Consider the following 15,695-nt stretch of genomic DNA (forward strand, 5'->3'; position numbering starts at 1 on the left):
GAGCCCCTCTCTTAATTGAGAGGGGCTTTCAGACTTAAACAAACTCGATGAAAATCGAGTTTGTTTAAGTCTTTTTTATGGTTTGTACAATTTGAAGGTTGATTTCTACTCCATGCACTCGCTTTCCGCGGGCGATCCGCCCTCGGCGCCTTTACGCCTGCGTGGTCACCCTGGACTCGTTTTTCCCGCAGGAGTCTCGCACCCCCGCTCCAATCAACTAATTAGTATTGTGATAACAGATGTAATACAAAGAAAACACTTAACATCTATACGGGAAACATTTAACAGGATGTTATCTCGTGGGCTTTATGTAAAAATGCTAGTGAAGATAATCTTTTCTAATTGGCATCCCGCTTTCTCCCTAAACTCTTGACCTAAGACTAATTTCTTAGAAAAGCTTATTTTTGAGTATTTTAAGGTTTTTCTTATCACTAGATTCGGAACTAGTATGTTCTTTATGTTGGACCTTGAAATCCGATTCATGGTTCAAAAATCATTTTGCTTATATACTAATAAAACAAAGATCCATTTATCATTTTATGAGGAGAAAAGTGGACTCCCCTAATTTTCCTCCATTGTAATAAGCTAGGGCAAAATGAATAATAAAAAGCCTTACTCTTCCACGTTGGAAAAGTAAGGCTTCCTTCTATTGCGTTTTCTTTCTTTGAAAAACGTCAAAATGACTCCAGATGTCTTCTAAAACTTCCAATCGATCGTGAATATCTTCCTGCTTTTCTTTTCCAACAAACATTATTAAAGCATTAATCAAGCTTAATGGTGCAACAAAAGAGTCAATAAAACTGGGCATCTGACTGGATGCTGTCAATGGAATGTCCGCATGAGGAATAAGCGGTGAGAGTAAATTATCAGTAATGGCAATTGTTGTCGCATTTTTTTCCTTTGCAAATGAAAACATTTGAATGGTACTTTTCGTATAACGATCAAAACTGACACCAATCACTACATCTTTTTCACTTAAATTATATAACTTTTCAGATGAATTCTCTAATGACTGCAGGAGTTCCACATTATTGAGAACTATTTGAAGATAATACTCCAAAAACACACCCAGTGAAGTGGCACTGCGGTTTGCGATAACATATACTCTTCTCGCTTGTAATAAGCATTTCACTGCTTCATGGAATGCATCTTCATCCAATTTCTCCATAGTGGATTTTATGTTAGCGATGTCATCTTGGAAAACTTCGTATACCCCTGAAGACTCTTTATTGTAAACCTTTTGGGACATCTTCAATCGCTCTGTCGTTGTCAGCTGCTGCTTAACGGAATTCTGCATATACTGCTGCATCTCTGGATAGCCTGAATAGCCAAGCGAGGTTGCAAACCGCACAACAGTGGCATCACTGACCCCTGCCATTTTTGCTAATTTTCCAACTGTAAAAAAAGGAACGGTCGTTTGATTCTCTATTATATATGTAGCTATTTTCACGTGGGACTTGCTCATTTCCCCTATTTGTCCAGCGATGTTTTGATAGACGTTTGACATTTAAAAGAGCGCCCCTTTATTTCTATTTATGTATTGCAGGAGTATCGAGTATTCCTTTTCTGCATGTTTTATACTTTAACAATAGGTTTTTCCATCCTTTGTTGTCAAGTTAATTGCAAGTATTAAAGTGGGATAAAAAAAGACCAGATCCATTAAAATAGCTTTGATCAGGTCTTGTATAATTTACTTTTCATCAATGACTTAGTTAAGCTGAATTATTTCAGGATCCGTCCAATAGCTTCGTCATGTGCTTCCACAGTTCGAAGTATATCTTCATCCGTGTGTACAACAGACATCGAATAACGATTAAGCGGCTTAGTATAAATACCTAATTTTAATAACTCATAGTCAATTTCTTTTCTTAATTTCGTATTTGCCCTGCTCATATCACGATAATTTTTAATCGGACCTTCGGCTAAGATAATGTTAAAGATACTGCCCATACCGACTGTTTGCATGTTTAAGCCATGTTTTTTATACATATTCTCAAGTTCCTTACGTAAAGTTTGCGTCTTAGCAAACAAATCTTCCATTATTCCTTCTTGTTCTAATAAGTCAATAGTTGCTAGACCGGCAGCCAATATGGTTGGATGACCATTGTATGTTCCACTATGATATAAAGGATTTTGTTTATTTGTATTATCTGCACCAGCTGTTAAAATATCCCGCCCGCCTCTAGCTGAGGTAATCATCATTATTTCTTTTTTACCGCCGATGGCCCCTACTGGGAATCCGCCGCCCAGTACTTTTCCTAAGGTAGTAATATCCGGTTTAATTCCATATACTTTTTGAGCTCCCCCAATTGATATCCTGAATCCTGTTTTTACTTCATCGAAAATAAGCACGATATTAAGTTCTTCAGTTATTCTACGAAGTCCTTCCATAAACTCTTGTTCAGCAGGAATGAACCCTCCTTGAATTGGCTCTAAAATAACACCTGCTAATTCATGAGCATGGGCACGTAAAATCTTTTCGGTGGATTCTAAATCATTGAATGGAAGAATGATGGTATTTTCAATATAGTAATCTGGTATTCCTCTTGATTCTCCTACCGCTTTAGGAGCTGTTGCGTTTCCTGCTTGATCCATATCAGGGTCAACACTCACTAATACTTGATCATATCCTCCATGATAATGTCCTTCAAACTTCGCCAATTTCGGTTTTCCGGTATAAGCCACCGCAGTACGAATGGCGAGAAGTGTAGCTTCCAAGCCCGAATTCGTATAACGAACCATTTCAATACCAGGATATAACTCTACCAATTTTTCCGCCATTGTTGTTTCCATCTTGTGAGGCGTACCGAATATGGTAGTTCCAGATTCTATCATTTGTTTTGTCACAGCATCAAATACCTGTTGATGGCCATGACCTAAAATAAGCGCTCCATAACATAATAAATAATCGATATATTCATTACCATCTACATCATATAACTTACTGCCTTTTCCTTTTTCCATCATAAGTGGGTGTGGTGGGAAGTATTTAATATGTGCCGTAACACCGCCTGGAATCACTTCACAAGCTTTTTCAAATAGTTCAGCTGACTTTTTTGTTTTTTCTGATATTTTTTTTTGTCGTGTAGTATCATAATTAATTTCCCCTTTAAATAATATTGATTAAACAACCAGATAAAGCCGACTTTAAGAAGATGAAGGACAAACAAGTACACACTAGATACTGCCTCGGCCAACATCATTTCCAACTTCTCACACTTCCTGTTCTAACTAATTGTAAATTTTCTAATTATTAAAATATATATTTCATTATAAAATATAATATGAAATATATATTTCAAAGTCAAGGTTAATAAGGAGATTTTTGTTTGTTTTTAAGATCTCTGAAATATAAATGCTAGCCGGATGAAGCGATTCAACGACTATTCAAAAAATCAGAAACAATTTCTCAATAAGCAAGCTGTAATCTATATTTTAGACGGATATCTGACTTTAATGAGCAAACGCCAATTAAGCGCTCCAAGAAATGGGGCGCTTAATTGGCGTTATATATCATGCACTTCAATCATGTCTGTGTCCCCTTGGCCTCTACCCCAGCAATTCTATACACCGGCGTTATTTGGGTATGCTAGATTTATTACATATTTTTAGAGGTTCATCAGGCGGTGCTCAGATTCCTACAACATTTTAAACTAGTAAAGAAGAATAATGAGACTGAAACCACGGAGTTTTCTGCATTGAACGGAGCTCAACTATATTGCTGAACTTTTAAGGCAAAGATTTTCTTTTTCGGTCAATATTACACCTTCTCCCTCCTTATAAATTTAAGGAGGGAGGGCTAATGAAGGAGAAAATTTTAGAATACGGAACTGCCCTTACATTGTTTCATAGTTTTTAATTTCAAATTCACTTAGGGGTCGATTAATCGATTTACTCAATTTATTAATAAGCTCTTGGTAATCCTTAGTATCATTTGGATCTATACCTTCCCTGACGTTTAGTATCTCGTATCGGTCATACTGTTCTGGAATAAGTTTTCCGTCTACATGGATATAAAGCCTATATTTGATCCTCAGATTCATAAAAATACCATCTCCTTTACTATCAGTTCGATATAAGGAGCTGTTTTCCTGCAAGAAAAAATGCCTATATGTGCTGCTCCACTATCTATTCATTTTATAATCAGAATGAATGGTAGCCCGCATTATCTAAAAAACCTCTAATTTATGCATTGTACATCCGCAATGGTGATATGCACACATACCGGATTGAATCATTTTACTTTATTGAATTCACCTGAATTTTTTTGTTCTGCCTGCATACACTGTTCAATACGAAAAAACCAGGGTATATGGAGGTTTTTTATATGAAACATCCCGAGCCAGTATGAGAGATGTATAACTATCACGCGTGGGCAAATGGAGTCATCATCGATCGATTAAATGAACTTCCAGAGCACATTTACCATAAGGAAATTCAGAGTGGTTTTTCATCGGTATCAAAAGTGTTATCTCACATTTTTTTCACAGATTATGCTGGTTTGACATTATCTCAGGTAAAAGTATGGATGAAGCAATGGCATCTTCTAATCAAGTAAGAGAAGAGGTGTAAAATAAAAGTATTGAGGAAATGAAAAAAATATTCATTGACCTATATGAAAGAAACAAAGCTATTTTGAGTATAGAGGAGATGAAAAAGGTAATCATCGTGGATAACCCATATGCTGGGTTGCTTGAAACGTCCCTTTCCGAATCGGTATTACACGTTGTCACTCACGGATCCTATCATCGCGGCAATATAGCTACCATGTTGCGACAAATGGGGCACACTTCCGTTATGCAAGATTTTGGCCTTTACCCCATTTCCTGAATAGGGGGGATGTACTGATGGATGAACTAGTTGGCTCTTGTGTTCGCTGTGCAAATGATGTATATTGTACGGCTGGTTTTCTGAATGGTATTCTGTTAGATAACAAGAATATCTTATGTTTTAATTGTAAGGATATTTTATATGCAATGATAAAAGAAGAAAGATTGGCAGATGAGAGTTGAAGGAGTAATACACCCAATCAAAATGAGTTGAGTATCTGAATGGCCTTTAGAGATTCATTTCATTTAAGGGAGTTGCTTTGGCAATTCTTTCATGAGTTATAACAGCTAGTTTGAAAACATATTACAAAACTTTAGGTCATGCCAATTTGGCATGACCTATTTTGCCCGATGAACAATCAGATTGACCTTGTTGGTTTCACGCATGAATGTTGAGAGAGCACAGGTTGGTCGTTTGCATAGAAAGCAATTTTTAATATCTATATAAATTGGCAACACTATCACATTCTAAAAATTCAGCATAGTTTTTTGTAGCACCTATCACGTCTATAATTTTATCGTTACTGACTATTTCTGTATGGTAATCTTCCAAAAGGATTTTATAAGTTGATTCATCCATTACACTCTTCTTTTTCTAAATCCGGAAAGCGAATTAACGAATAATGAGCTGTATCGTAGAAAAGCGGACGATCATTTACATACATGATCCGCTCAAGTTCGAAAACGGGACTTCCTTCATCAATGAGGAGATGACCTGCAACATCTTTTGGTGCCGGTATGACCTCACTTCTTAAAATCCGAGAATTAGTATCATCCCAAGCTGATGACTAAACTCTGAGAATCCACTTATTGATAACAACTCATTATGGAACTTATTAGATGCAACGGGAATACGTGTCAGTGTTCCTCCCTTCACCAATTCCTCTATTGCTTTTCGTGTGGTAATGCGACTCACGTTATATGTATCTCAAAACTCTGCTTCGGCCGGGATCTGTTCATCTGGTTTGTATTTACCGTTCTGAATATCATTCTTCAACATTTTCCTTATTTGCATATATATTTGAAAAAATCGTGATTTTATTGTCTAGCACACCTTTTAATCAAATAACTATTTTTTAGTGAATACGAATGATAGAATGTTAAAGTATTTATACTTGAGTGGAACAATTTGTCTGATACGTGTAGGTGATTATTATTTGAAATATGATATACCTGTAGAATGGTTGTTAACCTTGGGGATTTTAGAAAAGAATATGTCATGAATTTTGTCAAGTAAGATGTTAATAAAGAATAAACACCTCCAAAAGTGGTAATTTGAGGTTAATCTCCTTAAGATGGTGTATATTATGGAAAATACAGGTTGGTTTACTTGGAAACTCTATAACTTGAAAAAATAGCAGGCAGTACAATTTGTACTACCCGAGCGGAAAGGATGTTCCCTAATAATGAATCACGACAAAACAGTAACCTCTATAATTCGTACCGGGCCAATGTTTGCAGTGATGCTAGCTGGTGCTCTAGTCGCTTTCTTAAATCAGACTTTAATCAATATCGCATTGCCTCAATTAATGACTCATTTTGAAATATCGGCTGCAACTGCTAATTGGCTTACTACTATCTTCTTATTGGTCAATGGGATTGTCATCCCGATTACTGCTTTCTTAATGGAACGATTTAACACAAGGCAATTATATCTTGCTTCAATGGGGCTCTTTGCATTAGGAACTTTTTTATGTGGAATTGCCCCCAGCTTCTCCGTCTTATTGATCGGCCGGGTCGTTCAAGCTGCAGGAGCGGGGATTTTATTCCCTTTAATTACAAATGTAATTTTCACCTTATTTCCACCTAACAAACGTGGCTTCGCGATGGGCATATTTGGTATCGCGATGAATTTTGCCCCAGCTATAGGACCGACGTTATCAGGATGGATCATACAAAACTATTCTTGGCGGGTTCTGTTTTTTATCATTTTCCCATTTGCCCTGCTTGACTTCATCTTTGCCATTTTCATCATTAAAAAAGTAGGGAAAACCAGTCGGCCTAAACTCGATAAAATGGGTGTAATCCTATCCACTACCGGATTTGGCGGGGTTCTATATGGATTTGCTACAGGCGGTACCAAGGGCTGGGGCAGTTCCGAAGTACTAACGATGTTCCTTATAGGAGGAATCAGTTTAATTTTATTTGTCTGGAGGCAATTTACTGTTTCTCATCCTATTTTGGAATTTAGAATTTTTCGGTATCGGATGTTCACTTTAACGACAATCATCAACATCATCGCAACTATGGGTATGTTCTCTGGTATGATCATCATGCCAATCTATATGCAGAATATCCATGGTTTCACTCCGATGGAATCCGGTCTCATGCTATTGCCTGGCGGGATTTTAATGGGGATCATGTCTCCTATCACAGGTAAGCTGTTTGATCGATTTGGTGCGAGATGGCTTGCGGTGAGCGGACTTGCCATCACTATCATTACAACCTATCTTTTAACTCGGCTTGAAATTGATACATCTTATTCTTATGTAGTGTGGGTATATACTATTAGGATGTTCGGAATGTCAATACTGATGATGCCTATCTTTACAGCTGGATTAAATGAATTGGCACTTAGCCTAAATAAATATGGAACAGCAATGGTCAATACATTGAGAATGGTAGCAGGTGCTGTTGGCATGGCATTCTTTGTTTCGATCATGACAAACCAGGGAACGAAGCATGTACAGGAAATCTTATCTCAAAGGAACATCTCATCAGATAATACATCACAAATGGCCATGGCCATTAAACAGGGCAGCGTAATGGGAGTGAATGACGCATTCATGATAGCAACAGGCTTGACCATTATTGCATTCATACTGTCCTTTTATATACGGCAAACTTCACCACAAGAAGATACCATTACAAATCGCCTATCAAAAAAAACATCTTAAATAACCAAGGCTAAATCCAACCTATTTTCCAAGATAAAAAAATTCTTATATTATTAAACTGACTGGCCATATGAAGAAAGAGACACTTTTATGAGTGCCTCTTTTTTTATCCTAATTATTTCATGGCCTCAAGGAGACGGCCTTTATTTTAATCCTGCTGCATTCCCATGTGGTAAATCTTCAAAATATCATCTGAAGAACTAAGCATGCAATACCCACATAGAAACCATAGTTCCCCAATCAACCAAGTATATATTAAGATTCCTCTCATATATTTTAAGATAATGATTTGGACAAGGGGAATGCTTTTATGAAAAAGTTTGTTACTTTGCTTTTTTCAAGTTTTTGCATTGGAGTTGGTCTTAACTTATTTATTATCCCCATTCATCTAATAAATGGCGGGATATTTGGCATAAGTTTATTAATCAAATATGTTTGGGGAATCCAGGTTGGACATACCATGATCATGATCAATATTCCCATATACCTTCTATCTCTTCTATACGATAAGTCTTATTTCTTTAATGCCATCCTTGGGTTAGCTTTCACTTCAACCATTATTGATTGGCTAACACCACTAAACGGTTTAGTTCATCTGCCGATCATAATGAGTGCCATTATAGGTGGAATGACGGTTGGGATTGGTGTCGGTTTTATGCTGAGACAACATATTAGCCCCGGCGGAGTGGATTTACTAGCATTATTAATCTCTAAAACCACAGCAACTAATCCTGGAATTATTATTTTTATTATTGATTCACTCATAGTAATTACGGGAATTATTATATTGAAAGACTTAAAGTTAATGTATTCCCTCATCACGATTTCCTGTGTCGGGTTCTGCGTCATTTTAATCAATTCTTTTAAGACAATAAACTATTTAAGATGACGTTATACCTACAAGTGCTGCAACAGGATAAAATACAGTGTTAGCAAGGTTTCTCGTGAGTTTTCGCTATTTACCCGTGAAATCAGCATGTTACTCGTGATATCGTGATCGTGCTCCCATGATTTCGCACGTATACTCGGAAGAGGATTTCTGAAATCAGCTGAAACGTTTTCAATGAAAAACTGCAGCGGACTCGCTTTACTTCAAATTAGTATACAGTCTGAGCGACTCTTACAAAAACGCGCCACGACTGTTGAAGTTCAATAATTTTTTATAGAATGCATCAATAAAAGGAAAATGGAATATGCTTAAACTGTCAATTTTAGGGAGGGAATGAGAGTAAATGAAAAAAATGAAAATGATATATTGAATTTTCACAGGGCTTTTGGTGGCACTAATGGTTTTGGGTTCCATTCCAGATATTATGTCTGTTCCCGATGCAGACGCTTTATTTAATCATTTAGGTTACCCTACCTACCTCCTACCCTTTATTGGAATTGCCAAATTATTAGGTGTCGTGGCAATACTTATTCCAGGTTTTCCGAGAATCAAGGAATGGGCTTATGCCGGCTTTGTATTTGATTTGACGGGCGCTATGTATTCAAGCATATCAGTGGGCGACACTAACAGTGGATGGCTGCTTTTCATTAGCGGATATATTTTGATAGCCGGTTCTTATATTTACCATCATAAACTATTAAAATCCGCTATATCGAGCACTTCATTGAGCAATGAGGATAGCTAAACAATAGATATAAGTTGGTATAGAAAAAGAAGAGGGAATGATATATGATTCCACCTTCCATTTGCACCTATATAGAATTTGTAAAAATAAAATTAAAAGAGTCCCAATAGGATTTTCCTTATTGGGACTCTTCTTTAGAACATTAGCTGATTAACTTAATTTTTTTGAAGCCAAATAAGCGACAAGTATATAGCGTTCAGGTGCCGCCCCGATATAATCAAAGGGATAACAGGTACTTACGGTTAGCGTTGCCCGTGGCTTTGGTACGATTACGGTTCGATCATCCTCATCCACAATTCGAACTTTGCTGACTTTGTATGTGAACTCTCCTGCCGATGTTCTTACAATCAACAAATCTCCTTTACCAACTTGCCCGAGTTTACGGAATACCGTATCTCTATGACCGGAAAGAACGGAATTGTCATTTTCACCTGGTAGCACACTTCCGGCAAAGTGACCAACTCCTTTTTCCAATTCATCCTCATTTGTGCCATGGAAAATAGGGAGTCTTGCTTTTAGTTTGGGTATATACAGTTCCCCGATTTCCTCACCCGTTTTAGGGCGTACAGGATATAGCTCTTTCTTTGTTGATTTATTACTTGGTGGTTTATTATTTAGTGGTTTCTGTGCTGCTGTTTCATTTACTTGGCTACTTGGAGCATGAGTCTTGTAAAGAAAGTAGCCTTTTGCAAACTTATACACATTGGATGTGGAAAACCAAACCCCAAATAAAATGAGGGCAATTGTACAAAAAAACAGTAGCAACCGCCTTTTCTTTAATTGTTTCATATTAAGCTTTCCTAATTTTCCGATACATCAAACTTCCTAACAAGACAATGCATAGCCCTAAAAGGGCATTAGGGATATAATCGGAAGCTGTGTTTGGCAGTTTAGCCCCTTTTACCGTTTGATGTCCCGATTTCGTATGAGTGCTGATCTTTTGTTTTACTGGTTTAGCAACCGGTGCCTTTTCAATGGTTTTTTGCACCTCTTTTGCAGATTCCTTTATTTGCCCGCCTGCGTTAGTAAGAGTATCAGAATCGACCATATCACCTGTTATTAAAAGATCAGCCAAGAACTTCCCATCAATAGAGTATATAGATATTTTCAGGTTAGCCCCCTTCAGTTCTTCCAATTTCATTAAATCCAAAAGGGATATAGGCGTTTCCAAGCCACTTTTCACAAGCGAATAGGAAACATTAAGCTTAAAGATGGAAAGTAATTCTTCATAGATTGAGGCCATTTCAGCTATCTGTTCAGCTGTAAGCTCGGTTGCTACATCAAATTCCTCGAAAGCCAGCATGCGGTTGCCCAATTCTTCAAGTCGCTTGACTGTTTCCGGGTTGGAAAGATGGTCTTCCAAAGACATCAAGTGGTCTTCAAGCCGCTGTAGTTCCTCTTCCGTTAGACCTAGTTCCTGCTCGAAAATAGGAAGGAGATCTTCTGCAACTTCGCCATCAATCCCGCCACCAGTAAGGTTCCAAACCGTTTCTTCAAGATTATCTATGTATATATAATCGTTAATATCTTCTCCATTTTCCTCTAACATTTGGAGCAAGGCTTGTTTATCCAATCCATAATTCTCTTTAAAATAATCTAAGTTACTTAGGTCTGCCTTTATGACCTCACCTAAGAATTCGCTAAGCTCATTGACAGATTCAAATTCTTCCGTGCTAAAATCATAGAGGTCCAATGACGCTTCGATATCTTCTTTTGTAACTTCGAAGCCTCTTTCCTTGCTAACCTTGGCCAAATAATCGACTAATTCTTTGTCAAAGTTTGGATCGCGTTCAAAATCTCCTTCTTCTGTATAGAAATAAACAGCTTCATCGAGGTCCCAGATAAAGATATAATCGTCCAGTTCTTCGCCGTTCTCGTGCAATAGATTAATCAAGCTTTCATTTGTTAGATTATAATCTTCATAAATGGCGTCTAAATTACTTAAATCCGCATTAATAACTTCGCCCAAGGCATCTTTAAGATCACCAATAGATTCAAAGTTTTTAATACTTTCATCGTAAAAAGAAAGAGATGTTTCAATATCATCCTTGGTCACTTCAAAACCCCTGATAAGACTTACCTCTTTTAAATACTTTGTAAGTTCTTGATCAAATTTTTTGCTTGGTGCTGCCGATGCTAATTGCGGGAATAAGCTAATTAACAACGTAAATGAAACTAAAATGGTCCACAGTTTTTTCATACTTTTCTCCTATTCATAACATTTCATATGTTTCTAGAAAATTATAATGTAATAACAATAATTTAACAATGAAGTTATTTTTTCCAATATGGTAAAATTGCTATTTTACTTACTTTGCTAAGAAACTTTTTTAATGCATATACTCTGTTTGCGGTACTAAAGACGTATTTCTCCCTTATCAATATATCGATTACGGTGAAGTTTCTTTTTTTACAAAAGACATCACAAACTTATATTATGAACATGCAGCGCACGGGAGTTTTAATCCCTTCTTTTTATAATCGATACACCCATTCCAATCTAAAAAAACGCAAATCCAAACCTAGTAAATTTCACTGCTTCCTTCACAAAATATAACATCAGCATCTATATCTCCATTAGCATTTCCGCATTGCAAAATCACTTAGGATTAAGCAAATACTGTGAGGATACTCAACTTAAAATTCAGCTCGTATGCTTACTACCATAAAAGACTAACTGTTTACCGTTCTTCCATTTTAAATCCACGCCAATCTTTTGCGATAATACCTTGCCGGGATGCTATATCGTTCATCTCAATGATTTTGATTATCTGCCAAGGAGATGCGTCCACTACACCCAATTGTCCGCCGTATTTTTCTTTTATTGCCGCACTTTCCGTTTCTTGGGCAAACTTATCTTTTAAACTTGGAATGTTAAAAGGCGCAACTGATCAGCATACAAATCGGTATGGCGACTATCGCTTGTTCAACTCCTTCATGATCTACGTTTCAAGGATCTGCTGCAGTTTGTTTCCCCTATATGCAGGCAGTACTTTAAAAATTTCCTGATAAATAACTTCCGATAGCTCGTTTTCGATCAATCCGAAAGCTCTCCCTAGATGTCCCTGGTTAAATCCTTCCAAATAAAGTGAAGCCACCTGTTGGATTGACATTGAAAAGCTTAGACTTTGCACCCCATTTACAATGTGATGATTGTTCAAATGGGGTAAATACCAAGTAAACTCAGGAAAAGCTAGATTCATCAACCATATACCTTTCAAATGATTCCGATATGGACTTGAATATATATGTAGAGGTTTTAATGGGGAAGATGATCGAGTTTACTACACCCTCGATCGCTTCCCCCGGATCTGTAACAAACTCTACACTTCCGCCTCAAAGTTCATTATCCTACAAAAGGTATGATGCTAATTCGCTTAGTAATGTCCACCTTTGCTTGGAGGGTTCTATTTGTAGGATATATTGCTGCTGGTGGTACTTAGGATATTAATCCAATTGCATGTTTTAGAATTTTCGGTGCCTTTTTAATCCCCTCCGTTCCAATAAAACTGCTCGCACTCGCTATTAATATGCTTGAAGAAATGAATTTGACCACATAAAAAATTCCTGATCCAATTATTAGATCTAGGATTAAAAACCTTTTAATTGTTGAGCCTTTTATTACATAAATAACGATTTGGTTGTTTTTCTTCCTGCTCAGCATTGCCACACCCTTATCTTTTTCTAAAGGGTATGACAAAGGTGGGTTGTCATATTCATCTGCATCCTGTCTTTCTTAATAAAACAGCTTTCTGTTAGGATCGTCATAATGCAACATTGAAAATTGCTGCTGTGTTGTAGGCGGTTCTAAACGAATCAGTTAAAAAACAATAATCCCAATAACAAATATACCTTCAAATTATATAGGTTATGATATAACTCCTGCAAAGCTTCCTTTTAATACTTGTTTCTCATTCTGATTTGTGCATAGGAATGATGCCAAAATAGCTATTCTACCATTATCTTTCTTTTCAAACTTCTCGATCGTTACTTCGCATTTTATTTTATCTCCCGTAAAAACTGGTTTCAAAAACTCAAAATTCATAGTACGTGCCAGTACATTGTTTTCTCCACCAACTTTTGTTGGTAAAGTGGCGGTCAACAATCCTTGAATAACAAGTCTCCCCTGTTCATCAGGAGTAATATGGTGATTCCCCTCATCCCAGGATATTTTCGTGAACAAATCAACATCTTCTTTTGTGAAAGTCCGTTCAAATGTAATAATATCCCCTACTTTTAAAGACAAATTTATTCCCCCTTGCATTTTTATCTTAATCTATTCATGCAGACTATTTCCTTGCCTATAAATATACGTTTTCTTGACCATCATACAAATACCAACAAGGTTTAATTCAGTTTTATTCTTCGTGATTTTTGTACGATTGCCCTCATTAATGTGAAGTTTTTTCAGTATGGTTAGCCATGTTAACGTCTTTTGTACCGCCGTTTTATACATTAATAATGTAATATTTAGTTTAATTTGAATAGATCCGGTCTGAGTATACCCCGCTTCAATTTAAATGTGACATATATTCAAATGCTGTTATTCCATATACGCTTTTAAAGTGCTTATTTAAATGGGTTAAATCAACAAAACCACATTCTGTTACTGCTGAATAAACATCTCCTTTTTTTTCCAATAACTGCTTTGCACGTTCTATCTTACAGTTAAGAAAGTATTGGTATGGTGAAATTCCAGTATGGGCCTTAAATAATCTGATAAACTGAAATTTAGATAAATTAAGCTCTTTACCTATCTCGTCAAGTTTAGGTATAGTTTCTAAGCTGGTGTGAAGCATATCCTTTGATTTTCTAATTAGTGCGTTATCTTTCTTATAGTCTGTAGAAAGATCAGTTTGTATAAGGTTATCAGTGAGGGATAACAGTAATTCACTGCACAATGCCTCATCTTTTTCCCTTAATATTGCATTAGAAAGACTTAGTATTCCTTGTTTAAGCCTATAATCATAAACAATGGGATTTGAAAAGCGTATGATATCCTTCTTCTCAATAACCTCCAGAAGCAATTGTGGCTCAATATATAGCATCACATAATCAAGGCCCTTCTCATCATGTGCCATTCCGTCATGTGCCTGTTCTGGATTAAAAAGCATAACGCCATTTTGATAGGACAAGTGTAAACTGCCATCCAAGTTATAGTGTTGAATACCACGCAAGGTGACTCCAATTGCATACTCCTTATGAGAGTGCTTCTTATATGTGAAATCAGTAATACTCGCTGACAAGGCCGTAATACCTGCCGTTTTTTTATAGATAAATTTATCCATTTCATTCACCTCTTAAGTAGCTTACCTACATCCATATCATGATTGCGGCATAAACTAAAAACAATGCCATCAATATATTAACAATCTTTTTATGCTTCTGTAAAAACTCCTTGAAGATTGCACCAAAAAGTACCCATGTAATAAATGCTAAGAATCCTATAACAGTTATAGCGATAACGCTTATTGTAACCGCTGGCATTGAGACATAATAGGGCATAATATAGGTAGGAATGACAGTCATTGTAAATAGCACTACCTTTGGATTTAAAAACTGTGTAAGAAATCCAGACATAAAGGTACCCGTTTGGTTTACAGTTGGTTTTGATGAATCCATTTTGTAAACTTGATAAGCAAGATACAACATATAAAAGCTTCCGATTACCTGCATAACAATTAAAATTTTTGGTATGAACGTTGCCAGTACCGTATTTAACATAGCAGAAATAGCAAGTAAGAATCCAAAAGCAATCGTTGCACCATACGTATATTCCATGGCCCTTTTTGTCCCAGAGTTATGCACGGTGGATAATATGACGATATTAGTAGGTCCTGGTGTAAATGTAACAATAAAACAGTAAAAAACAAAAGATGTAATATTCATGAGGTAAACTCCTTTCAAGTTATCCTCTTGTAATCTTACATCCCAAATTTAAAGGCATATAGTATGTTATTGCAGGATTATTGGGGTACTGCCAACATTTCGTGGTAAACATACTGAACCATTTCAATCATTTTCTTGGTTAATAAACCATATATACTCCTGATTTTCTGAAAAGACTTAGCATATGTTTTACGTACATTGTTGTTAAAGATATCATACGAGTGATTTTTAAAAAAACTGATACCAGAGGTGTGCCGAGGGGTAGAATGATTTATACTTTCCACGTAATAACTGAGCAATCTCCATTTTTTTCTTGATTGCCCCGTGAACGAAACGATTTTTCAAGAACGTGTATTTAAAGTTCTTGGGTTTTATCTGCTTTGTATTTATTGCTTACCCAAGAATTATCACGATCTTGGTTTATTTCATCTTGAAGACGTCCTTGA

Annotated in this window: 14 protein-coding genes and 1 pseudogene; 5 read left to right on the forward strand and 10 right to left on the reverse strand. The window is 36.5% G+C overall.

What is annotated here, in order from left to right; genetic code table 11:
• Positions 1–646 precede the first annotated feature (646 nt).
• The 3 genes from IOC57_RS24130 to IOC57_RS24140 all read right to left on the reverse strand — a co-directional run bounded on the left by IOC57_RS24130 (position 647) and on the right by IOC57_RS24140 (position 4,043).
• Positions 647–1,507 (reverse strand): MurR/RpiR family transcriptional regulator, encoded by an 861-nt coding sequence (locus IOC57_RS24130; RefSeq protein WP_207441073.1) that lies wholly within the window; start codon positions 1,505–1,507, stop codon positions 647–649.
• A gap of 215 nt (positions 1,508–1,722) precedes the next feature.
• Positions 1,723–3,102: an aspartate aminotransferase family protein gene (locus IOC57_RS24135; RefSeq protein WP_207441084.1), complete on the reverse strand. Its 1,380-nt coding sequence runs from the start codon at positions 3,100–3,102 to the stop codon at positions 1,723–1,725.
• A gap of 734 nt (positions 3,103–3,836) precedes the next feature.
• Entirely contained in the window at positions 3,837–4,043 is a 207-nt protein-coding gene (locus tag IOC57_RS24140) for a hypothetical protein (protein WP_207441074.1), read from the reverse strand.
• A gap of 311 nt (positions 4,044–4,354) precedes the next feature.
• Here IOC57_RS24140 and IOC57_RS24145 point away from each other — a divergent pair.
• Positions 4,355–4,830 (forward strand): annotated as a pseudogene (locus IOC57_RS24145) (DinB family protein).
• Between the two features lie 17 nt (positions 4,831–4,847).
• A complete protein-coding gene (locus tag IOC57_RS24150) occupies positions 4,848–5,012 on the forward strand; it encodes a hypothetical protein (RefSeq protein ID WP_207441075.1) in 165 nt (54 codons plus the stop codon).
• 389 nt (positions 5,013–5,401) lie between these two features.
• On the opposite strand, the gene IOC57_RS26185 is transcribed toward IOC57_RS24150, so the two are convergent.
• Complete coding sequence (locus IOC57_RS26185; RefSeq protein WP_309487760.1) at positions 5,402–5,587, reverse strand: UTRA domain-containing protein; 186 nt, start codon at positions 5,585–5,587, stop codon at positions 5,402–5,404.
• A 648-nt stretch (positions 5,588–6,235) separates the two neighbouring features.
• Here IOC57_RS26185 and IOC57_RS24160 point away from each other — a divergent pair.
• From IOC57_RS24160 to IOC57_RS24170, 3 genes are all read left to right on the forward strand, one after another.
• Positions 6,236–7,726, forward strand: a complete 1,491-nt coding sequence (locus tag IOC57_RS24160) for a DHA2 family efflux MFS transporter permease subunit (protein WP_207441076.1) — start codon at positions 6,236–6,238, stop codon at positions 7,724–7,726.
• Positions 7,727–8,036: 310 nt separating this feature from the next.
• A complete protein-coding gene (locus IOC57_RS24165) occupies positions 8,037–8,615 on the forward strand; it encodes a YitT family protein (RefSeq protein ID WP_207441077.1) in 579 nt (192 codons plus the stop codon).
• A 370-nt stretch (positions 8,616–8,985) separates the two neighbouring features.
• Positions 8,986–9,360, forward strand: coding sequence for a DoxX family protein (locus IOC57_RS24170; RefSeq protein ID WP_309487761.1), 375 nt, complete (start codon positions 8,986–8,988; stop codon positions 9,358–9,360).
• A gap of 150 nt (positions 9,361–9,510) precedes the next feature.
• Here the strand turns inward: IOC57_RS24170 and IOC57_RS24175 are convergent, their stop codons facing one another.
• The 6 genes from IOC57_RS24175 to IOC57_RS24200 all read right to left on the reverse strand — a co-directional run bounded on the left by IOC57_RS24175 (position 9,511) and on the right by IOC57_RS24200 (position 15,249).
• Complete coding sequence (locus IOC57_RS24175) at positions 9,511–10,149, reverse strand: class D sortase (protein ID WP_207441079.1); 639 nt, start codon at positions 10,147–10,149, stop codon at positions 9,511–9,513.
• Position 10,150: 1 nt separating this feature from the next.
• The gene (locus IOC57_RS24180) at positions 10,151–11,560 is read right to left on the reverse strand and encodes a processed acidic surface protein (protein ID WP_207441080.1); all 1,410 of its coding nucleotides are present in this window, start codon (positions 11,558–11,560) and stop codon (positions 10,151–10,153) included.
• Between the two features lie 742 nt (positions 11,561–12,302).
• A complete protein-coding gene (locus IOC57_RS26195) occupies positions 12,303–12,443 on the reverse strand; it encodes a hypothetical protein (RefSeq protein ID WP_286185160.1) in 141 nt (46 codons plus the stop codon).
• Between the two features lie 785 nt (positions 12,444–13,228).
• Positions 13,229–13,606 (reverse strand): hotdog family protein, encoded by a 378-nt coding sequence (locus IOC57_RS24190; protein ID WP_207441081.1) that lies wholly within the window; start codon positions 13,604–13,606, stop codon positions 13,229–13,231.
• Between the two features lie 265 nt (positions 13,607–13,871).
• On the reverse strand, positions 13,872–14,648 hold the full coding sequence (locus IOC57_RS24195; RefSeq protein ID WP_207441082.1) for a helix-turn-helix domain-containing protein: 777 nt from the start codon (positions 14,646–14,648) through the stop codon (positions 13,872–13,874).
• Between the two features lie 25 nt (positions 14,649–14,673).
• The gene (locus tag IOC57_RS24200) at positions 14,674–15,249 is read right to left on the reverse strand and encodes a LysE family translocator (protein WP_207441083.1); all 576 of its coding nucleotides are present in this window, start codon (positions 15,247–15,249) and stop codon (positions 14,674–14,676) included.
• Positions 15,250–15,695 lie beyond the last annotated feature (446 nt).

The organism is Bacillus sp. SD075, assembly GCF_017355165.1.
Lineage (GTDB): Bacteria > Bacillota > Bacilli > Bacillales > DSM-1321 > Peribacillus.